We start from the raw sequence: 22969 nt of genomic DNA on the forward strand, positions 1-22969 counted from the left end.
TAAAGACGTCGGATCAGGCTGCTGATTGCGGTTGCGATCAGGACTTGGGCGCGCTGTCGCCAGCGAGCTGTCGTTCGGACAATGCTGGGCGTAAAATCCGGCTGCACGGGCTCCCGGACACTCATAATGCGCAGTAGGGGCGACCGCCTGGGCAGCCCAACGGGTCAGCGGACCGGCTGATAGTGCCCGCGCAGCGGCACCTGCGTGCCGACACTTTCCACGCCGTCACGATCGCAGACGTAGACGAGGGTTGGCAGCCCGCCGGTCCGGAAGATTTTGTCATATCCGCGGCGCAGCGGCCGCGTCTCCGTCCGGCAGCTATACTGTTCCTCGTCCTTTGGATCCGGCTGCGCCTTGACGCCCGGCAGGTTTGCATAGGGATAGATCCACTGGACCTGCGGCTCGCCGGCTCGCCGCCAATCCGCGGCAAAGCTCGCGCCGGGCGCCAAACTTGCGCCGGTTGCTGCCAAGGCTATCAACCACACTCTTGCGAACCGCATATCGCCGGATCCGTCGTATTACATCTTTATTGTCGATGTAGGCGCGGCGTCGGCTTCCATCAAGCGAGCGCTTCGCTCGGTTGGCCGTCATCTCGAAAACGTGACTTCGTCGAAGGGGTCGCGTAAGTGCGGCCCACGGCGGGGATACGCGTCTTGACGACGCAAGCGGAACGGAGTTTTGCACGCTCTGCCGTAAGTTGATCGCGACGGGGAGGCGCCAGGAACCTGAAAGCTTCTGATGGCGTCTCTTGCAAATAGTTGCACGAATGAAGGCGCGGTGCTCTATCCGTGACTTTCGCTTTGATCTAAGCAGCCGGCCGACAGGCGGCGCGAGAAGGACGGAAACAGATGACGAGCTATGTATTGACGGTGACGTGCAAGTCGACGCGCGGGATCGTGGCGGCGATCGCGAACTACCTGGCCGATCAGGGCTGCAACATCGTCGATTCGTCGCAGTTCGACGATCTCGATACCGGCAAGTTCTTCACCCGTGTCAGCTTCATTTCAGAAGAAGGCGTCGGTCTTGCGGCACTCAAGGAAGGCTTCAAGCCGGTCGCAGAGAAATTCGACATGGAAGCCGAAATCCATGATGGCGCCAGCCGCATGAAGGTGCTTTTGATGGTGTCGCGCTTCGGCCACTGTTTGAACGACTTGCTCTACCGCTGGAAGATCGGTGCGCTGCCGATCGATATCGTCGGCGTGGTCTCCAATCACTTCGATTATCAGAAGGTCGTGGTGAACCACGATATTCCGTTCCACCACATCAAGGTGACGAAGGAAAACAAGCCGCAGGCCGAGGCTCAGCTCCTCGATCTCGTGGACCAGACCGGCACCGAACTGATTGTGCTCGCCCGCTACATGCAGGTCCTTTCCGATGCCATGTGCCGCAAGATGTCCGGCAAGATCATCAACATCCATCACTCCTTCCTGCCGAGCTTCAAGGGCGCCAACCCCTACAAGCAGGCCTATGAGCGCGGCGTGAAGCTCATTGGCGCCACGGCGCATTATGTGACGGCTGATCTCGATGAGGGGCCAATCATCGAGCAGGATACCGCCCGCATCACCCACGCTCAGAGCGCCGACGATTACGTCTCCATCGGCCGCGACGTGGAGAGCCAGGTTCTGGCACGCGCCATCCATGCGCATATCCATCGCCGCGTCTTCCTGAACGGCAACCGCACGATCGTATTTCCCGCAAGTCCGGGCAGCTACGCATCGGAACGCATGGGCTGATCGCCGCGGCGGCTTTGCCGTCGATCGACCGCGATCTCCTCGCTTGCCGGTGGCAAGGATTCGATTATCTGCGTAGTCTGCGAAATCGAATCATGCCGCGGGGGATGCCATGACTGACGAGACGCTTGCCGATCGCGCGACGTTGCCACGCCCTGACGTGACCGCTGCGGAAGCCGGCGACATCCTTCAGTCGCGTTATGGCTTGTCAGGAGCGATCACCGAGCTCGGCAGCCAGCAGGATCGCAACTATCGCCTCGATACCGGCGAACGAAGCTACGTGCTCAAGATATGCCATGTGACCTATGAGACGGTGGAGCTCGAGGCGCAGAACGCAGCCATCCGCCACATCGGCACGAAAGAGGATGCGCCGCGCGTTCCTCACGTCATCCCATCGACGGACGGGCAGGACATCGTCGCTGTCACCGTGCGCGACCAGACCTTTCAGGTTCGACTGCTGGAGTATCTTGAAGGCGAGGGGCTGACACACCGCAAGCACCTACCGAAAGAGTCGGTGGCGGCACTGGGAGCTCTCTGCGCCCGCCTGGCGCAGTCGCTGGCCGACTTCACGCATCCTGGTCTCGACCGCAGCCTGCAATGGGACCTGCGCCGCGCCGGTCCGGTCGCGGTCCAGTTGTTGTCGGCGATCACCGACAGCGCCGCACGTGATCGCATCGCCAAGACGATGGTGTCAGCCGTGAGGCGAATCCAACCCCTGGCGCCGTCCTTGCGGCTACAGGCCGTGCACCATGACGTGACCGGCGACAACGTTGTCAGCCGTCGTGATGAGCGGGGCCATCTGGTCCCTGACGGCGTCATCGATTTCGGCGACATCATTCGCGGCTGGCTGATCGGCGATCTGGCGGTCACCTGCGCCTCGCTGCTACATCAGGCTGATGGCGATCCGCAGTACATTCTTCCTGCAGTGAAGGCATATCACGAGGTCTATCCGCTCACCGAGGAGGAGCTGCGCGCGCTCTGGCCGCTCGTCGTTGCCCGCGCGGTCATTCTGGTCGCCAGCAGCGAGCAGCAGATCTCGATCGATCCCGAGAACGACTATGTTCGCGGCAATCTCGAGCTCGAACGCCGCATATTCGATATGGCGGTATCCGTTCCATTCGAACTCATGGAAGTCGCGGTCCTGAAGGCGGTGGGCATCGAAACGGCCGCGGTTTCGATGGAGGACTGGCGTCCATTGTTGCCCGACATCGACCCGGCGACCATATCCTTCGTCGATCTCGGTGTCCAAAGCCCGCATTTCGCTGCGGGAAACTGGGCGCAGTCCGACATGGATTGGCGCCTGCTCGCGCGCGCGGCAGCCGAGACGGGCACTGCGGCCACGCGTTACGGCGAATACCGATTGTCGCGCTCGAAGCCTCGGAGCGCCACCCCATCCGCAACCTTCACGCTGCATTCCGACGTCTGTCTTGCGGGCGGCAGCACGGTTGCTGCTCCATTCGCGGGGAAGGTCATTCGGAAGGATCACCATTTCGTTCTGGCAGGCGAGGGTGTCAGCCTTCATCTCGACGGGATTGAGCCGTCGCTTGAAAACGAAGCCGAGGTCGAGCCGGGGCAACCGCTCGGGACCATATCCGGTGAGAGCGGATCTCTCGGCGGGCTGCGCGTACAACTCTCCACCTTGCCAGGCGTCGAACCGCCGCTGTTCTGCACTCCGCAGGAGGCCATGGCCTGGTCGGAACTATGTCCATCGCCGGCTGCCCTTCTGGGCGTTGGCGTCAATGCGCCGAAGCTGGCGTCGGCAGCGTTGTTCGCGCTCAGGCAGGCCCATCTCGCAAGGCCGCAGAAGAACTACTACGAAATACCGCCGCAAATGGAGCGCGGCTGGCAGGAGCATATGTTCGATGTCGAGGGCCGTGCCTATCTCGACATGCTGAACAACGTCACCATTCTGGGGCATGGCCACCCGCGCCTGGCGGAGGCGGTCAGCGAACAGTGGCTGCGGCTGAACACCAATTCACGCTTTCACTATGGCGCCATTGCGGAATTTTCCGAGCGCCTGACCTCCCTGGCGCCGGAAGGGCTGGATGCGGTGTTCCTCGTCAACAGCGGATCGGAAGCCAACGACCTCGCCCTGCGACTAGCTTGGGCGCACACGGGCGCCAAGCATATGCTCAGCCTTCTCGAAGCCTACCACGGCTGGTCGGTTGCGAGCGATGCGGTGTCCACCTCGATCGCCGACAATCCGGAGGCTTTGACGACGCGGCCCGACTGGGTGCACGCCGTCCTCTCGCCCAATACCTATCGTGGTGCGTTCCGCGGTTCGGAATCGACGATCGGCTACGTGGAGGCCGTCGTCGACGCCCTTGAAGCCGTCGATGCACGGGGCGAGGGGTTGGCCGGCTTCATCGCCGAGCCGGTCTACGGGAATGCCGGCGGAATATCGCTGCCGGACGGATACCTTGCCGCAGTCTACAGGCAGGTGCGGGCCCGCGGCGGCGTCTGCATCGCCGACGAAGTACAGGTGGGCTACGGTCGGCTTGGGCACCATTTCTGGGGCTTCGAGCAACAGGGCGTCGTCCCCGACATCATCACGGTAGCGAAAGGCATGGGCAATGGACATCCGCTCGGCGCTGTGATCACGACCAGGGCCATTGCCGATTCGCTGGAGAAGGAAGGTTATTTCTTCTCGTCCGCTGGCGGCAGTCCGGTCAGTTCTGTGGTGGGTATGACCGTCCTCGATATCATGGCCGATGAAGAACTGCAGGCGAATGCGCGCGATGTTGGCGATCATCTCAAGAGCCGTCTGGTCGCGCTGATCGACCGCTATCCGATCGTCGGCGCGGTGCACGGCATGGGACTTTACCTCGGGCTCGAACTCGTCCGCGACAGAACGACGCTGGAACCCGCGAGCGAAGAGACAGCGGCAATCTGCGGCCGCCTGCTCGATCTCGGGGTCTTGATGCAGCCGACCGGCGATCACCTCAATGTGTTGAAGATCAAGCCTCCCCTTTGCCTGACAGTGGAGAGCGCCGATTTCTTCGTCGACATGCTGGAAAAGGTGCTCTCCGAGGGGTGGTAGCCTGTTTTTTGCCCGCGTTAACCATTTCGGTCATTTCGAGGCTTTCCCGTTTTTTCATCAGATGCCCATTGCCGGAATCAGCGGGACTTCCTATCTCTGCGCCGTGATCGAAAGAGACCGTCGGACTGTCACGCGAATTGCACAAAGACTTGATAGAGTTCTTTCAGCCAATTCGAACTTAATGGAATGAAATTTTCCGAATGGTCGATATTTTGACACGTTTCGGAATATGTTTCTTGTAGGCTGCTAGCTATAGTCTACCAACAAAGTAGATTAATAGCGCGGCCGTCGCCGGTCTTGGAACACCAGGGCCTCAAACAAGCGCAACGCCAGAGAAAGGAACGAGACATGACTGACATCGACACTCTCGCCAATTTCCCTGGGCGATCTGTGCTTGGCAATGACCGTCCGGGCGCTCTCTCCCGCCCGAACTGTCGAATGTGACCTTCGTCCACCCTTAACGGAATCAGACAAGTCAATTCGCCATCGCCAGCGCATACCGCGCGGCAGGAGTTCTACGCATGAAAAAAGAAGTAATCGAATACGCAGGCGTTCCCGTCGGGATCGTCATCCCGGATGAGAACCGGTTGAAGTTCATCGCAGTGAAATTTCACGTTCACGATCTGGACGAGCAGCATTTCAGCTCGCCGGCTGAGGTGAAGCTCGCGATCCATGATCTGATGACCCGCCGTCACCCGAAGCCTATCCATGCCTGAGGGCATGAAGCACGGCCCAACCAGCCCTGACAGATTTCAGACCGGTCTTGCCAAAGGTGAGGCCGGTCTTGTGTTTTGACCGCCATTGCGGTCCTATCGCGCTCTTGCTCAACAAGGGTGGCGCGCTTGCTCAATCTGATTACCGACATTGATGGCGTCTCGGTCGGAAATGCGACGGATCTGAGGCTCGGCTCAGGTGTGACCGCGATCGTCTTCGACGAACCGGCAACGGCCTCCGCTGTGGTTCTCGGAGGCGCGCCCGGCGGTCGTGACACGGCGCTTCTCGATCCGTCGATGACGGTCGGCGCAGTCGATGCCTTCGTGCTGTCAGGTGGCTCGGCCTTCGGCCTTGACGCGGCTGGCGGCGTTCAGGCGGGACTTCGGGAAGCCGGGCGAGGTTTTCCCGTCGGCGACGTGAAGGTGCCGATCGTTCCGCAGGCGATCCTGATGGACCTGCTGAACGGCGGCGACAAGGATTGGGGGCTGCAGTCGCCCTATCGCGACATGGGCTATCAAGCCTTCAAGACATCGGCGAAAGGGCCGTTTACCCTCGGTTCCGTCGGTGCGGGAGCCGGTGCCACAACCGCGACCGTCAAAGGTGGGCTCGGTTCGGCAAGTGGCGAGACCAGAACCGGCCTGCGGATTGGAGCGATCGTCGCCGTCAATGCGCTTGGCTCGGCGACAGTGGGCGAGGGGCCGCATTTCTGGTCGGCGCCGTTCGAGCAGGGCCGGGAGTTTGGCGGCCTCGGCTTGCCCGCGCCGATCTCACAAGCCGACATCCGCATGCGGCTAAAGGGCATGAACACGATAGCGACAACGATTGGCGCCATCGTTACCGACGCCGAATTGACCAAGCAGGAGGCGCACCGTCTCGCGATCATGGCCCATGACGGTTTCGCCCGCGCCCTGCTGCCGGCGCACCTGCCTTTCGACGGCGACACTGTCTTTGCTGCCTCGACGGGCAGGAGGCCCCGACCGGATTTGCCCGCCTTTTTCGAACTCTGCCATCTCGCCACGATGGTCATGGCACGCGCCATTGCGCGGGGAGTCTTTGAGGCCACCGCACTGCCAGTCGCCGGCGCCCAGCAGGCTTGGCGAGACCGCTACCCTGATCGCGCAAGTTCGTCTAAACAAGGCGCCTAAATCGACGGAGTGACAAGTTGGCTCAGAAAGGTCATCGCCACGGCGGCGGGCAGACAGGGGAATAAATTGATGAAGGTTTCGCGTGCGCCGTCGGCGCTGTTGGCTCGGCGAATTTATCTCGGTGCGGCGGTTTCAGTTGGCCTCGTGCTGTTGGGGCAGACCCCCGCGGAAGCCGCCAAGACCACGCTGACCCTTGGCATGACGGTGGAGCCAACCGGCCTTGATCCGACGATCGCAGCCCCTGTCGCGATCGGCCAGGTCACCTGGCAGAACGTTTTCGAAGGCCTTGTAACGATTGACGAGACCGGGAAGATCCAGCCACAGCTCGCCAAGAGCTGGGAGGTTTCCCCGGACGGTCTAACCTATACGTTCAAGCTGCAGAGCGGCGTCAAATTCCATGATGGCGAGGCTTTCGATTCCGCTGCAGCGAAATTTGCGCTCGATCGCGCGCGCGGTGCTGACTCGGTAAACCCGCAAAAGCGCTTCTTCGCCTCGATCACTTCCATAGAGACACCGGACCCGGAAACGCTCGTCCTGCATCTCTCGGCTCCAACAGGCAGTCTCCTCTACTGGCTCGGCTGGCCGGCCTCGGTGATGGTCGGCCCGAAGTCTGCCGCCGGGGATAAGACGACGCCCGTTGGCACCGGCCCGTTCAAGTTCGTGAATTGGGCAAAGGGCGACAAGGTCGAGCTCGCAAGGAACGCCGACTATTGGAGCAAGGACGCCACGGCAAAGCTCGACAAGGTGACCTTCCGCTTCATCGCCGATCCGCAGGCCCAGGCCGCGGCCTTGAAGTCGGGCGATGTCGACGCCATTCCGGAATTCGCGGCGCCTGAGCAAATGAGTTCGTTTGACGGCGATGCGAAGCTTACGACCAAGATCGGCAATACCGAGCTGAAGGTTGTCGCCGGCATGAACAACGCGAAGAAGCCTTTCGACGACAAACGCGTCCGTCAGGCGTTGATGATGGCGATCGACCGGAAGACGGTCATTGACGGCGCCTGGTCGGGGCTAGGTACGGCGATCGGCAGCCACTACACGCCGAACGACCCTGGCTACGTCGATCTCACCGGCGCCCTGCCCTATGATCCCGAAAAGGCGAAGGCGCTGCTTGCCGAAGCCGGCTATCCTGATGGTTTCACCTTCACGATCAAGTCGCCGCAAATGGCTTATGCGCCACGTAGCGCGCAGGTCATGCAGGCGATGCTGGCTGAAATCGGCGTAACCATGAACATCGAACCGACGGAATTCCCGGCCAAGTGGGTGCAGGATGTCATGAAGGACCGCGCCTACGAAATGACGATCGTAGCGCACGCCGAACCGCTCGACATCGACATCTACGCCCGTGATCCGTACTACTTCAACTACAAGAATCCCGCGTTCAACGACCTGATGAAGAAGGTGCAGGAGACCTCGGATCCTGTAGCGCAAGCGAAGATCTTCGGCGACGCCCAGAAGATTCTGGCCGAGGATGTGCCGGCGCTCTATCTCTTCGTCATGCCCAAGCTGGGCGTCTGGGACAAGAAGCTGAAGGGTCTCTGGGAGAATGAACCCATTCCCTCGAACGTCCTTACGAACGTCTCCTGGGAAGACTGATTACGGGCTGATGATATGGTGAGGCGGCGGATCGTACCGGACGTGAAATGATAACGCTTCTGTCTCGTCGCCTTGTCGGTCTGATTGTCACGCTCGCTGTCGTCTCGCTGCTAATTTTTGCGGTGATGGATCTGCTGCCGGGCGATCAGGCCTCCATCATGCTGGGCACGTCAGCCGCACCGGAAACGCTCGCAAGCCTGCGTCACGAGCTTGGGCTCGATCAGCCGCTCCTGTGGCGCTATGGAGAATGGCTCGCTGGCGTATTCCGTGGAAACCTCGGCCAATCCTACACCTACGGTGTGCCGGTTGCCGGCCTGATTCTTGAGAGACTGGCGGTTACGCTTCCGCTGGCGCTGATGGCGATCATGCTTTCCGTCGCCATCGCGATCCCTCTCGGTGCCCTTGCGGCGGCGCATCGAGGCGGATTGCCTGACGCTGTCGCTTCGATATTTTCGCAGATGGGCATCGCCGTTCCGGGCTTCTGGGTGGCTCTACTGCTGATCATGCTGTTTTCGACGGCGCTCGGCTGGATGCCGGCCGGAGGTTTCCCGGGTTGGAACGCCGGCTTCCTGCCAGCCCTCAAAGCGCTACTTATGCCCGCGGTGGCGCTCGCATTACCGCAAGCGGCGGTCCTGACACGCGTCACGCGTTCTGCCGTTCTGGAAACCCTGCATGAGGATTTCACGAGGACAGCCCTTGCCAAGGGATTGTCGAAGCGGCGCGTCCTGTGGCGGCACTCGGTGCCGAACGCCCTCGTTCCCGTTCTGACGATCCTCGGCCTGCAGTTCACCTTCCTGGTTGCTGGCGCGGTTTTGGTCGAGAATGTCTTCAACCTTCCGGGCCTCGGTCGCCTTGCCTATCAGGCGCTGTCGCAGCGCGACATCATCGTCATGCAGGATGTCGTCCTGCTCTTTGCTGGGCTCGTTATCGTCATGAACTTCATCGTCGATCTCTCCTATCTGGCGATCGACCCGCGCCTGCGGAAAGGCATTTGACATGGCGCCGATCGCCTCCAATCCAATAGGCCTCAAGCGCCGGCGATTTGACATTAGCCGGAGAATGAATTTGGTCGTCGGCGGCGGTGTCATCACCCTTCTTGTCGCCGTCGCGGTGCTGTCGCTGGTCTGGACGCCGCTGCCGCCAGCGAAGATGCAGATCATTCACAAGCTGCAGCCCCCTTTCGCATTCGGCGTTCTCGGCACGGACCAATTCGGCCGAGATGTCCTCTCGATGCTGATGGTCGGCTGCTGGAATTCCCTTTCCATCGCCGTTGCCGCCGTGGCGATCGGCGGGACGCTCGGTTCGATCGCCGGTATCTCGGCCGCTGCCGTGCGGGGCGTGTTCGAAACGTTGCTGATGCGCGCCTGCGACGTCGTTTTCGCGCTGCCGCCGATTCTTTCGGTGATGATGCTGGGCGCCTTTCTCGGTCCGGGCCGGCTTACTGCGATCGTTGCCATTGCAACGTTCATGATTCCCGTCTTTGCCCGCGTTACGCTTGCCACGGCCCTCCAAGCCTGGAGCCGGGACTACGTGCTCGCTGCCCGCGCAATCGGAAACAGCCGCTTCGCGATCTCCGTCCGCCACGTACTCCCGAACATCATGAGCCAGATCATTGTCCAAGTGACGATCCAGTTGGGCTTGGCCGTGCTGACGGAGGCCGGGCTCAGCTTCCTTGGCCTCGGGATCGCACCACCCGCCCCGACCTGGGGCCGTATGCTGGCCGACGCGCAAACCTACCTGGCGCTCGCGCCATGGCTGGCCATCCTGCCCGGCCTTGCCATCGCACTCTGCGTCTTCGGCTTCAACATGCTTGGCGATGGGCTGCGCGACATGCTCGACCCGCGCGAGACGAGTGCCGTCAGTGTTCGAAACCACAGGTCCGGATGAGAGTGCCATGTCCGAAACCGACTTGACGATCCGCGAATTGAGGCGGCGCTTCGCCGATCGAAGCCTGTCTCCGCTTGAATATTGGCTGGCGCTGGAACGACACATTGAAGCGTGGGAGCCTGCCATCTGCGCGCTCTACGCCTATGACCCGGAGGCGGCGCGCAAGCAGGCGCAAGCGTCAAGCGACCGATGGATGAGGGGAGCAACGCTTGGGCTCCTCGATGGCATCCCGGCGACGCTGAAGGAACTGATCGCTACCAAGGGACAGCCGGTGCCGCTCGGGACCAAGGCGGTCGAACTGCAGCCTGCGACCGAGGATGCGCCGGCCGCGGCCAGGTTGCGCGAGGACGGCGCGGTGCTCTTTGCGAAGACGACCTGCCCCGATTACGGGATGCTTTCCTCGGGTCTTTCCAGCTTCCACCCCCTAAGCCGCAATCCTTGGGATACCACGCAGAATCCCGGAGGATCGAGCGCCGGGGCGTCCGCTGCGGACGCTGCGGGCTATGGGCCCCTGCACATCGGTACCGACATCGGTGGTTCGGTGCGCTTGCCGGCAGGCTGGACAGGGATCTTCGGCTTCAAGCCGAGCCACGGTCGCATCCCGATCGATCCGTTCTATGTCGGCCGTTGCGCCGGACCGATGACACGTACCGTCGAAGACGCGGCCCACGCGATGGCGACGCTCTCGCGTCCGGACTGGCGCGATGGCACCAGCCTGCCTCCAGCGGATCTCGATTGGATGGATCTTGAGATCGATGTTCGCGGATTGAAGATTGGGCTGATGCTTGATGCCGGCTGTGGCCTCGCGGTCGAGGACGAGGTGCGGGCGGCCGTTGAGGCTGCCGGCCGACGTTTTGAGGAGGCCGGCGCGATTGTCATCCCTGTTCAGCCTGTTCTGACGCGGGAGATGCTGGACGGGTTGGATAGCTTCTGGCGTGCGCGCTTCTGGGGCGAAATCGAGAAGCTAAGCCGTGAGCGCAGAAACAGCATCCTCCCCTACATTTACGCCTGGGCCGAGGGCGGCGCTTCCGTCAGCGGCGTGGACGCCGTCAGGGGCTTCAATCAGACGATCGAGATGCGCAGGAGTTGCGGTAGACTGTTCACGAAGGTCGACGCCGTGATTTCGCCAACCAACCCTATCGTCTCCTATCCGGCCGAATGGGCTTCGCCGACGAACGATCCCGCGCGTCCCTTCGAGCACATCTGCTTCACGGTGCCGTGGAACTTGTCCGAGCAGCCCGCCGCCTCGATCAATTGCGGCTTTTCGCGATCAGGGATGCCGATCGGGCTGCAGATCGTCGGCCCCCGCTTCGATGACATGTTTGTCTTGAAGCTGTCGAAGGCTTTCGAAACGTGGACGGGCGGGATCAGGTCATGGCCGAAGCCGCCGGTCAGATGACCGGGCGGCGATGGCCTGTCGGTTGCTCGTAGAGCCAGCCGATGCGTTTGATGGCATCCTGGAGGTTTTCGCGAGCCACGGTCATTGTATGGCCGTTGGCGTGGATGATCGTTTCCGGATCTTCCAGGATGGCAACGTGCCCCTTCCAGAAGACCAGATCGCCGCGGCGCAGGTCGGCCCGGTCGATCGGCTCGCCAAGGCCCGCCGCCTGCATGTCGGTGTCGCGCGGCACGCTTCGTCCCGTCATCAGCATCGAGAGCTGAACGAGGCCCGAACAGTCGATGCCAAGTCCGGAGCGACCCCCCCAGAGGTAGGGGGTCTCAAGAAACCGGCTTGCGACGTCGACATAGTCGCCACCTTGAGCTTCGCCGATCGGCCGCACGTGCTTTGCGAAGATCGCCGTGCCGTCTTCCAGCATCACATAGTGGTTGCCGCGTGTTTCTGCCTCACCGACAATCCGGACCCGGCTGCCCATGGATAGGATGGATTGGTACGGTTTGCGCAGCTCCGCCTCTTGATAGAGGAAAGTCCGCTGGACCGTGACGACATGTGTCGGCGCAACAAGCACGTCCGAAAGGGCGGTCTCCGGCAGATAGCCGACATAGTTGTCGCCGCTGGCCTTGACCCAGCACCATCCGTCGGCGCGATCGTAGACGGTGACCTCCTCTCCGAGGAGCAGTTCCGTATCGATTCCCTTGGCGAGATCGGGCACTGGCCGCAAACCGATGACCGGCACGGCTACCCGGGCCGGTGTGCCGTCAACGAAGCGTAGGGCTTCCACACGTCCTTCCAGCCCCGCCTCGGCGAGATCCGGTCGGTAGGCATGCAAGCGGCGATCAAGCATCGTCATTGTATCCCTTTCACGGCGTCAGGCGGCGACCTTGGTCGCGCACGAGATCGCCAAGCTTTTCCAGATAGAGCGCCCCTCCGACGGTACGCTTTATCACGACATTTCGGCGGTCGCGTTCGTCGCGCACACGGTCGACCAGACCCATTTCCCCCATCGTATCCAATGCCCGGGTGATGACAGGCTTGGTCACGTTGAGCGTCGCAGCTAGGCCGCGCACGGTATGCGGCGGCGGCACGAGATAGATATGCAGCAGGATCGCCATCTGGCGCAACGTCAAATCGCGATCATCGAGTCTGACCTGATCGAGCGTCACACCATGCCACAGGCCCAATGCCTGCGAAGCCGTCAGTACGATCGGCATGGCTCCTCCGGAAACTCGTTACGCCCCGCGTTCCATTTTCCGGCACGTGGTCGCGCAACGCAATGGGGCGGCAAATCTGCCGCCCCAAAGGGTGAATAAAATTTTAACGATCGCGTTAACGCACACTTTGCCGGATGTGGTGATAGAGCGCACGAATGGCCTGCGCCTCGCCGCCGCCGGGGGAGTGGGGTCGTTCTGATGGCGCCCAGCCGTAGATATCGAAATGCGCCCAGCTCGTGGCGCTGGAAACGAAGCGCTTGAGGAACAGGGCGGCGGTGATTGCACCGGCCATGCCGCCCGCCGGCGCGTTGGTGATGTCGGCAAATTTGGTGCGGATATCCTTTTCATAGCCGGCATAGAGCGGTAGTCGCCACAGGGGATCGTCCGTCTCAAGGCTTGCTTCGGTCAGGTCCTGGGCGAGTTCGGCATCATCGGTAAAGAAGGGCGGCAGGTCAGGGCCGAGAGCCACGCGCGCCGCACCCGTCAGCGTCGCCATGTCGATCAGGAGGTCGGGCGCTTCCTCATCAGCGTAGGCAAGCGCATCCGCGAGGATCAACCGGCCCTCGGCATCGGTATTGTCGATCTGCACCGTCAGTCCCTTACGGCTCCGGTAGATGTCACCCGGGCGGAAGGCGTTGGAGGAGATCGAGTTTTCGACGACGGGAATGATAACCCTGAGATCGACCTTGAGCTTGGCGTCCATGATCATCAGCGCCAGCCCCATGACATTTGCCGCGCCGCCCATGTCTTTCTTCATCAGCAGCATCGAAGAGGCCGGCTTGATGTCGAGACCGCCGGTGTCGAAGCAGACACCCTTGCCGACGAGCGTGATCTTGCGGTGACCCTTCTTGCCCCAGCGCATTTCGAGCAGGCGCGGCGCATCGGCGCTCGCGCGGCCGACCGTATGGACCAGAGGGAAGTTCTGCCGCAGATCGTCACCGCTGACGACATTGATTTCCGCCTTGTAATGGGCGGCAAGCCCGCGGAAGGCGGCTTCCAGTTCGTTCGGTCCCATGTCGTTAGTCGGCGTGTTGATCAGGTCGCGCGCCAGGAAGACGCCGGCAAGCTGTCGCTTGATATCCGCTCCGTCAGCATCGCGCGGGATCATCAGCGTTGGAGCGGACGCCTTTTCCGACTTGTACCGATCGAAGCGATAGCTGCCGAGGCCGAAGCCAAGCGAGAGACGGTTGGCCGTTAGCGGTGCTGTTTCGATGTGCCAGTCGCCGGCCGGCAGCGTGCGCGCAAGCTTACCGGTAATGTAAGGTTGCTCGGACGGATTGGTGCCGAGCCCAAACAACGCGCCCCCGAGATGACCGTCCGCTGTTGGAATGAGCAGCAGTGAGCCGCTTTCGGCCTTGTATCCCGCCTTCTTGGCCCAATCGAGCGCGATCGGGTCGATCGTGCCGGTTTCAATATGTGCCGGTGTAACGGCAAAGATCGGCAGGGTCGAGCCACCCTTGGTGTTGAACGGGGTCGGTCTCTCGATGAACTGATAGGGTGCCATGTGTTTCCTTCGGGGCAAGTCCGGGAATCGCGTCTTAACGGTATGTTAGGGTTAACAGACTATTGCTGGAGTGAAGATTGCGTCAAAGCCTTTCCCTGTTCCGCTTTGAGGTCAGACGCCGATTCGGATCTCAGGGACACATGATGCCTGCTTCGGCCAATACTTCGCTCAAAACCCGAGTTTTTCAGGGCGCTGCGACCGCGCTCGTCGCGCTGGCACTCGCCGGCTGCACGACAACCAAGGATCGGATGACGACGGGATCTGTGCCGACCCTCGCCAAGCCGGTCGAAGCGATGAACGAAGCCGAGTTGCGCAGCTCGTCCGAGCGTGTCGGACAGGCCTACGAAAAGAACCCGCGCGATGCCGTCAACGGCGTGAACTATGCCAACCTCTTGCGCATGCAGGGCCGCGACGCCCAGGCGCTGGCCGTCATGCAGCAGGTTGCCATTGCCAACCCGACTGATCGAACCGTGCTCGCGGCCTACGGAAAGGCCCAGGCTGCCGCCGGTCAACTACAGCAGGCGCTTGATACGATCGGTCGCGCTCAGACGCCGGATCGTCCAGACTGGAAGCTCACATCGGCGGAGGGCGCGATCCTCGATCAGCTCGGCCGCTCTGCCGAAGCGCGCCAGCGCTATCGCGAAGCGCTCGACACCCAGCCGAACGAAGCATCGATCCTGTCGAACCTCGGTATGTCTTATGTGCTGACCGGTGACCTCCGAACGGCCGAGACCTATCTGCGTCAGGCCGCAGGCCAGCCCACCGCCGATAGTCGGGTCCGTCAGAATCTGGCGCTCGTCATTGGCCTTCAAGGCCGGTTCCCGGAAGCTGAAAAGATTGCGCGTGGCGAGCTTTCGCAAGAACAGGCTGACGCCAATGTCGCCTATCTGCGCTCTATGCTGTCACAGCAGAATTCCTGGCAAAAGCTTGCGGCCAAGGATAGCGGTAGCGGTCCCACCGCCACGAACTGACGTTAGCGGCCGGCTAGCCCCGAGGTGACAAGCTGCACGCCGAGGCCGGCCATGACCGTCCCTGCCAGGCGATCGATCCACGTCTTCGCAGCGAGGTAAAGCCGCCTCGGATGGCTGGCCGAGAATGCGAGCGCGACGATCGTGTACCAGCCGGCTTCGACGGCAAACACGCCGATCGGCAGCGAAAAAATCAGTCCAAGCGGAACCGTCTTCGGCAACAAGGCTGCGAAGATACTGGCGTAGACGACGATCGCCTTTGGGTTGCTGAGCTGTGTCAGCAGAGCGGTGATGAAGCTGCGGGCGAGTGAGCGATGGTCGCTTGCCGCGTCGCCGATATGGATCGGCTCGCGCGCGCCACGCCAGATCTTGAGGGCGATGTAGACGAGATAGGCGCCACCCGCCACCTTCAGCGCCAGATAAAGCCACTCGAATTGCGCAAGCAGTGCCGTCAGCCCCGCCAGCGCTAACGCGCTGAAGGCAACGCCGCCAATGCCCATGCCGAGTGCTGCCGCAAGCCCGTCCAGACGTGAACGCGACATTGCAATGCGTGAAACGAGGACAAAGCTCGGACCGGGGCTCATCGCCCCTATCGAAAGCCGGCAATGATACTCAGGAAGATGCTTACAGACGACATCGCGGGCTCCAGCTGACTCGGAAAACGCCCGACCCTATGCCCAATGCGTGTAGATCGCCAGCCTCGTCGAAATACTAGAAGCGATCCGCGACCTGGATGCCAGCTGGCCCGAGGATGACGGCGACGAGAACCGGCAGGAAGAACAGGATCATCGGCACCGTGAGCTTCGGGGGAAGTGCCGCAGCCTTCTTCTCTGCCTCGTTCATGCGCTCGTCGCGGCCTTCCTGTGCGAGGACGCGCAGCGCCTGGGAAACCGGCGTGCCGTAGCGATCCGCCTGGATCAGGGCCTGGGTGACGGACTGCACCAGTGGGATCTGCGTGCGCAGGCCGAGGTTCTCAAGCGCAACCCGCCGATCGGGAAGGAAGGAAAGCTCGGCGGTCGTCAGAATCATCTCTTCCGCCAGCGCCGGCGAGGCCTCGCCGAGTTCTTCGGATACACGACGCATGGCGGCCTCGATCGAAATACCCGACTCGACGCAGATTAGCATCAGGTCGAGCGCGTCGGGCCAGGCACGCTTGATCGAGTGCTGGCGCTTTGACATGCGATTGGAGATGAAAATGTTCGGTGCATAGAAGCCCACATAGGCGATGCCGAGCGTCACCAGGAAGCGCATCGTCGTTGGCTTGTCGGCCAGATGATCGAGACCAAAGACCCAGAAAACTGCAAGGCCGAAGAACAGGAACGGCAACAGGAAACGCGCGACAAGGAACATGTTCAAGGCATTTTCGGAACGAAACCCGGCTGCCCGGAGCTTGTTCATGGTGTTCTCGTCGACCAGTGCCTCGCGAAGGTTGAACTTCTCCACGATCTGTCGCACTGAGCGGTTGTTCTGGGTGCGAAGGGAAGCTTTCCCGGCGGAATCGGTGTTCATGCGCGCGCGCTCGCGAGCGCGAATCTGCTCGCGCTCCGTCGATACGGCCTTCATGCGCTTGTTGAGGTCGCCGCGCTCGAAGAACGGGACAGCGATTGTATACAGGCTGGCGAAGACAGCGATCGCCACGAACACTGCGATCAGCATGGAGGGGTCTGTCAGTTTGGTCGCGAGGTCAGATGACACGCCCGTTCTCCACTAGATGTCGAAATTGACCATGTTGCGCATGACGAAAATGCCAATCGACATCCAGACCGCCGATATACCCATGATCAGGTGGCCGCGAGGGTCGGTGAAGAGGATCAGCATGTATTCCGGCGATGTCAGATAGACGAGGGTTGCAACGATGAACGGCAGCGCGCCAATGATGACGGCCGACGCCTTTGCTTCCATCGACAGTGCCTTGACCTTCGCCTTCATCTTCTTTCTGTCGCGCAGGACCTTTGCGAGGTTGCCGATGGCTTCAGAAAGGTTGCCGCCTGCCTGCGACTGGATCGCGATAACGATTGCAAAGAAGCTGACCTCCTGCAGAGGCATGAAATTGCTCATACGTGCACAGGCATCCGGTACGCTGAGGCCTACCTGCTGTGATTCGACGACGCGGCGAAATTCGCTCTTCACGGGATCCTTGCCCTCATTGGCGATGAGCCGGATGGCATCGTTCAAGGGCAGGCCTGATTTGATCGAGCGTACGATGACGTCGAGAGCGTTGGGAAACTCATCGAGAAACTTGTTCTGGCGCCGCTTGATCAGGAAGCCCAGTACCCAGCGCGGCATGCCAAGTCCCGCAATGATGGGCAGACCGAGCACGACCATGACAGGCGCATCGGCAAGGAAGGCAACGAACATCAAGACAAGGCCAACAATGGCGCTGAACATGTAAAACCGTCCCGGCGTGGTCTTGAGGCCGGCCTGGGTCAGCCGCGACTTCAGCGACAGCTTCCTCTTGGTGTTTTCCTGCTGGCGCTTCTCAAGGTCCTTCAGGTTGTCCTGCACCGATTTCCGGCGCTTCGACATTTCCTGGACGCGGTCGCGGGCTGCCTTGACGCCGGCCTTGTCAGCCTCCGCCGAAGCGACGCGGTTGACGCGATTGGCCGACTTCTTTTCGGTTTCCATCCGCGTGAAGAGAAGGCCATAGCAAACGGCGCCAGCCGCAATGGCGGCAAGCGCGACAATGGCCAACACAACAGGATCGAACCCGAACATCTCACTAATCCTTGGATTTCGCTTCCATTTCGTCGAGTGCCGCGGCAAGGCGCTTTTCTTCGTTGAAGTAGCGTGCGCGATCCCAGAAATGCGGCTTACCGATACCGGTCGACTTGTGCCTGCCGATCAGCTTACCCGACGCATCCTCGCCGTCGATTTCGTAGCGCATCAGGTCCTGGGTGATGATGACGTCGCCTTCCATCCCGATCACCTCGGTAATCTGCGTGATGCGACGAGAGCCGTCTCGCAGGCGGGCCGCCTGGACGATAATATCGATCGAACCGGAGATGATCTCGCGTACGGTCTTTGCCGGCAAAGTGAAACCGCCCATTGCGATCATCGACTCGATACGGCTGAGGCATTCGCGCGGCGAGTTCGAGTGGATCGTGCCCATCGAGCCGTCGTGACCGGTGTTCATTGCCTGCAACAGGTCAAAAACCTCCGGTCCGCGCACTTCGCCGACGATGATCCGCTCCGGACGCATACGCAGGCAGTTCTTGACGAGATCGCGCATGGTGATCTCGCCTTCACCTTCGATGTTCGGTGGCCGGGTTTCGAGGCGTACCACGTGCGGCTGCTGCAGCTGCAGTTCTGCCGTGTCTTCGCAGGTGATGACGCGCTCGTCCACGTCGATGTAGCGGGTGAGGCAGTTGAGCAGCGTCGTCTTGCCCGAACCGGTACCGCCCGAAATGACGACGTTGCAGCGGACGCGGCCGATGATCTGGAGAAGCGTCGCTCCCTCAGGCGTGATGGCGCCGAAGCGAACGAGCTGTTCGAGGTTCAGCTTGTCCTTCTTGAACTTGCGGATGGTGAGTGCCGGCCCGTCGATCGCGAGCGGAGGCGCAATGACGTTGACACGCGAGCCGTCGGGCAGACGGGCGTCGCAGATCGGACTTGATTCATCAACACGGCGGCCGACCTGGCTAACGATGCGCTGGCAGATCGACAGCAGCTGCGAATTGTCGCGGAAGCGGATTTCGGATTCGATGGTCTTGCCGCCGACTTCGATGAAGGTCTGGCCGGCGCCGTTGACCATGATGTCGGCGATATCGTCGCGAGCGAGCAGCGGCTCGAGCGGACCGTAACCGAGAACGTCGTTGCAGATGTCTTCGAGCAGTTCTTCCTGCTCGGAAATCGACATCGCGAAGTTCTTGATCGTGATGATGTCGTTGACGATGTCGCGGATTTCTTCGCGCGCGCTTTCTCCGTCGAGCTTGGCAAGCTGCGACAGATCGATCGTATCGATCAGCGCCGAGAAGACCTGCGCTTTCGTGTCGTAATATTCATCCGTGCGGGTCGGGCGCTTGCGCTGCGGCGTCTGCATCGGCGGCGGCGGAACCTGCTGGCGCGGGGGCTCGCGCTGCGGCTCGACCAGAATCGCAGGGGCAGACGGGGAGGGCTGTGGAACCGGCGGAGGCGGCGCGATGGTGCCGCCCGCCTTGCCAAAACCCTCGTTTCCGCGTTTTCCGAACATGCCTTATTCCAATCCGATCTTGGCGGGCGTCATTTGCGCTTCAGCAGGCCGAGCAATCCGCCCTTGCGTGCTTTCTTGATGGCAATCCGCCCGGTCACGATGTGCGATATCTGCGAGAATGTTTCCGCCGTCGGTGACTTTGCATCCATCTCCGAAATCATCCGGCCACTGTTGGCCGCGTTGCCGAAGAGGTTGGCATCGAAGGGGATGATTGCGATCGGATCGGTTTCCAGCGGACCGCAGAAATCGGCCGGACTGATCTCCGGCCGCTTCGGCATCCCGACCTGATTGAGGATCAAATGCGGCATCTTGTCGTTGGGCCGCATCTTGCGCAGCGCATCCATCATGTTCTTGGTGTTGCGCAGGTTGGCAAGATCGGGAGAGGCGCAGATGACGACCTCGTCCACGCTGGCCAGCACCGAGCGTGTCCATTCCGACCAGGCATGCGGTACGTCGAGCACGGTGATGGGGGCGTTGCGCTGCAGGACCTCAAGCACGGGCTGGAACGCCTGTCCTTCGAAATCATAGGCGCGGTCGAGGAGGGAGGGGGCCGCAAGCAGCGACAGATGCTCGGAGCACTTCGTCAGCAGGCGATCGAGAAACACCTCGTCCAGGCGTTCCGGCGCATAGACCGCTTCCGCGATGCCCTGCGTCGGGTCCTGGTCGAAATCGATATTGGCCGTGCCGTAGGGCAGGTCGAGGTCGGCCAGGATCGTTTCGGTCGAAAACAGATTGGAGATGCCGAAGGCGCAATTATGGGCGATCGTTGAGGAACCGACGCCGCCCTTGGCGCCGATGAAGGCGATGCTGCGGCCGAGCGGCTCGGCATCAGGGTCGACAAAGATCGTCGCCATCGCCATCATGATATCGGGCATGGCGACCGGCTGGACCATATACTCGGAAATGCCGTTGCGCACGAGTTCGCGATAGAGCGCGATGTCGTTGTGATAGCCGACAATGATGACCTTGGTGGACGGGTCGCAGACGGCGGCAAGCGGCGCCAGCTCGTTCAGCACACTTGCAGATACCGTCCTGGTTTCGAGAATGATCAGATTGGGCGTTGGCGCCGTGGCGAACATGTTCGCGGCCGCCGCAATGCCGCCGCTGGTGATGCGCAGGCTGACCTTCGACATGCGGCGGTCATGGCTGCAACGCTCCATGACACGCTGCAGTTCTTCGCTTTCGCAGAAGGCGTGGACCGATATGCGGGGCAAGGGCCGCATGTTCTCGAGCTCGGCCATACGAACGGCGTCTTCTGCGTTGCGCAGCTCCGTCGTATTCTTGATCTCGTATTCGACTGTACTCATCGTTCGGTCCTAAACTGATCAGAAGCTGTTGGAGCTGCTGGTGACGTCTTCAATCGTGCTTGTCGTTTCGCGATACTCTTTGATCGCAGCGTTGCGACGGGCCGCATCAATCGGGGTCATGCCGCGAGGCGCGATCAGGTCTTCCGGGTTTGCCACTTGTGCAGCCAGGTTGTTCTGCGTTGCACAACCGAAATTGTAATAATTCTGGTTGGTGAAATCGTTGATGATGTCTCTCGGCCATTGACCGCACTGCGACGTCATTGCTGTCGTGCCGACGAAAGTCAGGCGAATGGGCGCTGCGTCACCCGCGCCGGCCGCTCCGTAGGAACTGTTGACGATCTTGGAACTTGCGATGCCGCGGGCGGAAAGCTCAGCGCGTACCTGACCCCGCAGCTGCCGTGCTGCCGCCGCATTCGGCGATCCCTCGGGCGTCAGCAGATAGACCGGCCCGGTTGCCCGCGACGTGTAATTCTGCGCGAAGCCGCGGATCATGTCGCGCTGGGCGATGGTGAGGCGGCGGTCCGTCGACGCGACCGGGATATCGACCGATTGCTCGGCTTCGGCAACCACGATCGGGTGTCGCTGGCGATAGTCGTCGGGAATGCCACCGGTCGTCAGTTGGTCATGGGAGGCGCAGCCGGAAAGCAGGGCGGCAGCCACCGCGATAAATGTCAGCAGCGATTTCGAACGGCGGGAATCATGTGGGGTGTTCTGCATGTGGGCCATCGGCTGATCTCTGTGTTGTGCCATTGCTGATCCTGCCGCGCTCATTTGTAGATGAACCCGATGGAGCCATGGAATTGCGCGTCGGCGACGGGCGTTTCACGGCCGCCGTAAACCTTGTTGACGCGATTGAGCAGGAAGGTCGCCGCGTCGTTTTCCGGGCTGAAGTTGTCGTCCGGGCGGCTGAGCTGATCGCGAGCAACCGGGCGAACGAGATAGGGCGTTGCAATGATGACAAGTTCGGTCTCGTCACGCTCGACAGTGCGCTGCCGGAACAATGTGCCAAGCAGAGGGATCTTGTTGACGCCCGGCGTTCCGTTCGAGGTCTGCAATACGTTGTCGCGGATCAGCCCAGCAAGCGCGATGGAGCCACCCGAGGGAAGCTCGACGGAGGTCTCGGCCGAGCGGCGCTGGTAGGTTGGCGTTGAGCCGGAAACGGAAGGGGCGGGCTCCGATACGTTCGTCTTGATTTCCAGGCTAATACGACCGGAGGAGAGAACGACCGGCTTGAAGGCGAGATTAATGCCGTAGTTGTAAGGAACGATCGTGACGTTGCCGTCATTGTCCGTCGTCGAATACAGCACCTGGCCGCCGGAATTGAAGGTTGCTGCCTGGCCGGAAATCGCCGTCAGTGTCGGCTCGGCCAGCGTCTTCACGACCTTCGCTTGTTCAAGCGCGTTGAGATAGGTCGAGATATCGTATTTTCCGATCGAGCTCTTGAAGAGGGCCGCTAGGCCGCCGCCAACGATCGCGGCGGCGCTGTCGGAGTTCGGGGAGCCGAGCTGGGCAACCGAGAGACCCTTGGAATTGGAAACGAGATTGTCGAAGCCAAGCTGCTTCAGTACCTCTCTGCGAACTTCCGCGATGGTGACCTTCAGCGTGACCTGGTCTTCGCCCTGGATCTGCAGCAGATTGACGACCTGTGAGGTCTGGCGGCCTTCGGCGAAAAGGGCCACCGAACCGTCTCCGCCAGAAGCGCTGGCTGTTTCCGTACGCGTTGTTGCTTCGCCACCTTTCAGGAAGGCTTGCGCGAGGTCTGCGGCTTGTGCCGCGTCCTGTGGCGTGCGAACTGTGCCGGTTAGCACGATATTGTCGGACACGATCTCGATTTTGATGCAGGAGTCGGGGATGAAGCGCCGGAGATTAGCCTCCAGGCCCGCGACGTCGCGTTCGATCGCTATATCGAGACTGACGATCTGCTGCCCATCGGCGCCGAAAATGAATATGTTCGTCTGGCCTACGGTTTTGCCGAAAAGATAGATACGACGGGAGCTACGCGTGACCGCGTCGGCCATGGAGGGGTCCGAGACGAGGATGTCATGTGCATCGACCGGAAGGTCAACGACAATCGCCTTCTTCAAACCGAGCTTCAAGCTGCGGTGTGCGCCAGGACCAGCCTGGGTGATGTTAACGATCCCATCGGAAACCGCGTACGCAGCTCTTGCACCGAGAACAGGAGCGAGAACGCCCGGAGCGGCGCCCGTGAATGCGATCGCAAAGGACAAGCAACCTGCCATCAAGGGCTTTGTGTAGCGCTTCAAATTGCCCATTCCCAC

At 61.3% G+C, this 22969-nt stretch carries 19 protein-coding genes and 1 pseudogene; 9 read left to right on the plus strand and 11 right to left on the minus strand.

Features of this window, described 5'->3' with window-relative positions:
* Positions 1 to 164 precede the first annotated feature (164 nt).
* On the minus strand, positions 165 to 500 hold the full coding sequence (locus RHIBUN_RS0112065; RefSeq protein ID WP_025659773.1) for a hypothetical protein: 336 nt from the start codon (positions 498 to 500) through the stop codon (positions 165 to 167).
* A 348-nt stretch (positions 501 to 848) separates the two neighbouring features.
* On the opposite strand from RHIBUN_RS0112065, the gene purU reads away from it, so the two are divergent.
* From purU to RHIBUN_RS0112105, 8 genes are all read left to right on the plus strand, one after another.
* Positions 849 to 1733 carry a formyltetrahydrofolate deformylase gene (purU, locus tag RHIBUN_RS0112070; protein WP_018855336.1) on the plus strand — a complete coding sequence of 295 codons (885 nt, stop codon included), beginning with the start codon at positions 849 to 851 and terminating at the stop codon, positions 1731 to 1733.
* A gap of 109 nt (positions 1734 to 1842) precedes the next feature.
* Positions 1843 to 4770, plus strand: coding sequence for an aminotransferase (locus RHIBUN_RS0112075; RefSeq protein ID WP_018855335.1), 2928 nt, complete (start codon positions 1843 to 1845; stop codon positions 4768 to 4770).
* Between the two features lie 521 nt (positions 4771 to 5291).
* Positions 5292 to 5486, plus strand: coding sequence for a hypothetical protein (locus tag RHIBUN_RS0112080; RefSeq protein ID WP_007529092.1), 195 nt, complete (start codon positions 5292 to 5294; stop codon positions 5484 to 5486).
* Positions 5487 to 5603: 117 nt separating this feature from the next.
* Positions 5604 to 6629 carry a P1 family peptidase gene (locus tag RHIBUN_RS0112085; protein ID WP_025659774.1) on the plus strand — a complete coding sequence of 342 codons (1026 nt, stop codon included), beginning with the start codon at positions 5604 to 5606 and terminating at the stop codon, positions 6627 to 6629.
* A 66-nt stretch (positions 6630 to 6695) separates the two neighbouring features.
* Positions 6696 to 8225 carry an ABC transporter substrate-binding protein gene (locus RHIBUN_RS0112090; protein ID WP_025659775.1) on the plus strand — a complete coding sequence of 510 codons (1530 nt, stop codon included), beginning with the start codon at positions 6696 to 6698 and terminating at the stop codon, positions 8223 to 8225.
* Positions 8226 to 8272: 47 nt separating this feature from the next.
* Entirely contained in the window at positions 8273 to 9220 is a 948-nt protein-coding gene (locus RHIBUN_RS0112095) for an ABC transporter permease (RefSeq protein ID WP_018855332.1), read from the plus strand.
* A gap of 1 nt (position 9221) precedes the next feature.
* Positions 9222 to 10112, plus strand: coding sequence for an ABC transporter permease (locus RHIBUN_RS0112100; protein WP_025659776.1), 891 nt, complete (start codon positions 9222 to 9224; stop codon positions 10110 to 10112).
* A gap of 7 nt (positions 10113 to 10119) precedes the next feature.
* Positions 10120 to 11511 carry an amidase gene (locus tag RHIBUN_RS0112105; protein WP_025659777.1) on the plus strand — a complete coding sequence of 464 codons (1392 nt, stop codon included), beginning with the start codon at positions 10120 to 10122 and terminating at the stop codon, positions 11509 to 11511.
* Here the strand turns inward: RHIBUN_RS0112105 and RHIBUN_RS0112110 are convergent.
* The 3 genes from RHIBUN_RS0112110 to RHIBUN_RS0112120 all read right to left on the minus strand — a co-directional run bounded on the left by RHIBUN_RS0112110 (position 11504) and on the right by RHIBUN_RS0112120 (position 14226).
* Positions 11504 to 12361, minus strand: coding sequence for an NlpC/P60 family protein (locus RHIBUN_RS0112110; protein ID WP_025659778.1), 858 nt, complete (start codon positions 12359 to 12361; stop codon positions 11504 to 11506). The two genes, RHIBUN_RS0112105 and RHIBUN_RS0112110, sit on opposite strands and share 8 nt — an antisense overlap.
* 10 nt (positions 12362 to 12371) lie before the next feature.
* Positions 12372 to 12722 (minus strand): MarR family winged helix-turn-helix transcriptional regulator, encoded by a 351-nt coding sequence (locus RHIBUN_RS0112115; protein WP_025659779.1) that lies wholly within the window; start codon positions 12720 to 12722, stop codon positions 12372 to 12374.
* A gap of 115 nt (positions 12723 to 12837) precedes the next feature.
* Positions 12838 to 14226: a M17 family metallopeptidase gene (locus tag RHIBUN_RS0112120; RefSeq protein ID WP_025659780.1), complete on the minus strand. Its 1389-nt coding sequence runs from the start codon at positions 14224 to 14226 to the stop codon at positions 12838 to 12840.
* A 143-nt stretch (positions 14227 to 14369) separates the two neighbouring features.
* On the opposite strand from RHIBUN_RS0112120, the gene RHIBUN_RS0112125 reads away from it, so the two are divergent.
* Complete coding sequence (locus RHIBUN_RS0112125; protein WP_025659781.1) at positions 14370 to 15197, plus strand: tetratricopeptide repeat protein; 828 nt, start codon at positions 14370 to 14372, stop codon at positions 15195 to 15197.
* Positions 15198 to 15199: 2 nt separating this feature from the next.
* Here the strand turns inward: RHIBUN_RS0112125 and RHIBUN_RS33385 are convergent.
* The 7 genes and pseudogenes from RHIBUN_RS33385 to RHIBUN_RS0112160 all read right to left on the minus strand — a co-directional run bounded on the left by RHIBUN_RS33385 (position 15200) and on the right by RHIBUN_RS0112160 (position 22963).
* A pseudogene (locus RHIBUN_RS33385) lies at positions 15200 to 15831 on the minus strand (LysE family translocator).
* Positions 15832 to 15905: 74 nt separating this feature from the next.
* Entirely contained in the window at positions 15906 to 16889 is a 984-nt protein-coding gene (locus RHIBUN_RS0112135; RefSeq protein ID WP_018855324.1) for a type II secretion system F family protein, read from the minus strand.
* 12 nt (positions 16890 to 16901) lie between these two features.
* Positions 16902 to 17909: a type II secretion system F family protein gene (locus RHIBUN_RS0112140; RefSeq protein WP_018855323.1), complete on the minus strand. Its 1008-nt coding sequence runs from the start codon at positions 17907 to 17909 to the stop codon at positions 16902 to 16904.
* A gap of 4 nt (positions 17910 to 17913) precedes the next feature.
* Positions 17914 to 19383: a CpaF family protein gene (locus tag RHIBUN_RS0112145; protein WP_025659782.1), complete on the minus strand. Its 1470-nt coding sequence runs from the start codon at positions 19381 to 19383 to the stop codon at positions 17914 to 17916.
* A 29-nt stretch (positions 19384 to 19412) separates the two neighbouring features.
* Complete coding sequence (locus tag RHIBUN_RS0112150; RefSeq protein ID WP_025659783.1) at positions 19413 to 20690, minus strand: CpaE family protein; 1278 nt, start codon at positions 20688 to 20690, stop codon at positions 19413 to 19415.
* An 18-nt stretch (positions 20691 to 20708) separates the two neighbouring features.
* Positions 20709 to 21461: a CpaD family pilus assembly lipoprotein gene (locus tag RHIBUN_RS0112155; protein ID WP_025659784.1), complete on the minus strand. Its 753-nt coding sequence runs from the start codon at positions 21459 to 21461 to the stop codon at positions 20709 to 20711.
* On the minus strand, positions 21458 to 22963 hold the full coding sequence (locus RHIBUN_RS0112160; protein ID WP_025659785.1) for a type II and III secretion system protein family protein: 1506 nt from the start codon (positions 22961 to 22963) through the stop codon (positions 21458 to 21460). The genes RHIBUN_RS0112155 and RHIBUN_RS0112160 overlap by 4 nt, the downstream gene beginning before the upstream one ends.
* Positions 22964 to 22969 lie beyond the last annotated feature (6 nt).

The sequence above is a fragment of the Rhizobium sp. IBUN genome (assembly GCF_000510625.1).
Taxonomy (GTDB): Bacteria; Pseudomonadota; Alphaproteobacteria; order Rhizobiales; family Rhizobiaceae; genus Rhizobium; species Rhizobium altiplani.

Coding starts and splice junctions, on each gene's coding strand:
- RHIBUN_RS0112140 (WP_018855323.1), bottom strand. CDS start 17,909: ATGTTCGGGTTCGATCCTGTTGTGTTGGCCATTGTCGCGCTTGCCGCC.
- RHIBUN_RS0112150 (WP_025659783.1), bottom strand. CDS start 20,690: ATGAGTACAGTCGAATACGAGATCAAGAATACGACGGAGCTGCGCAAC.
- RHIBUN_RS0112155 (WP_025659784.1), bottom strand. CDS start 21,461: ATGAGCGCGGCAGGATCAGCAATGGCACAACACAGAGATCAGCCGATG.
- RHIBUN_RS0112125 (WP_025659781.1), top strand. CDS start 14,370: ATGCCTGCTTCGGCCAATACTTCGCTCAAAACCCGAGTTTTTCAGGGC.
- RHIBUN_RS0112145 (WP_025659782.1), bottom strand. CDS start 19,383: ATGTTCGGAAAACGCGGAAACGAGGGTTTTGGCAAGGCGGGCGGCACC.
- RHIBUN_RS0112105 (WP_025659777.1), top strand. CDS start 10,120: ATGTCCGAAACCGACTTGACGATCCGCGAATTGAGGCGGCGCTTCGCC.
- RHIBUN_RS0112100 (WP_025659776.1), top strand. CDS start 9,222: ATGGCGCCGATCGCCTCCAATCCAATAGGCCTCAAGCGCCGGCGATTT.
- purU (WP_018855336.1), top strand. CDS start 849: ATGACGAGCTATGTATTGACGGTGACGTGCAAGTCGACGCGCGGGATC.
- RHIBUN_RS0112080 (WP_007529092.1), top strand. CDS start 5,292: ATGAAAAAAGAAGTAATCGAATACGCAGGCGTTCCCGTCGGGATCGTC.
- RHIBUN_RS0112120 (WP_025659780.1), bottom strand. CDS start 14,226: ATGGCACCCTATCAGTTCATCGAGAGACCGACCCCGTTCAACACCAAG.
- RHIBUN_RS0112075 (WP_018855335.1), top strand. CDS start 1,843: ATGACTGACGAGACGCTTGCCGATCGCGCGACGTTGCCACGCCCTGAC.
- RHIBUN_RS0112160 (WP_025659785.1), bottom strand. CDS start 22,963: ATGGGCAATTTGAAGCGCTACACAAAGCCCTTGATGGCAGGTTGCTTG.
- RHIBUN_RS0112110 (WP_025659778.1), bottom strand. CDS start 12,361: ATGACGATGCTTGATCGCCGCTTGCATGCCTACCGACCGGATCTCGCC.
- RHIBUN_RS0112095 (WP_018855332.1), top strand. CDS start 8,273: ATGATAACGCTTCTGTCTCGTCGCCTTGTCGGTCTGATTGTCACGCTC.
- RHIBUN_RS0112065 (WP_025659773.1), bottom strand. CDS start 500: ATGCGGTTCGCAAGAGTGTGGTTGATAGCCTTGGCAGCAACCGGCGCA.
- RHIBUN_RS0112115 (WP_025659779.1), bottom strand. CDS start 12,722: ATGCCGATCGTACTGACGGCTTCGCAGGCATTGGGCCTGTGGCATGGT.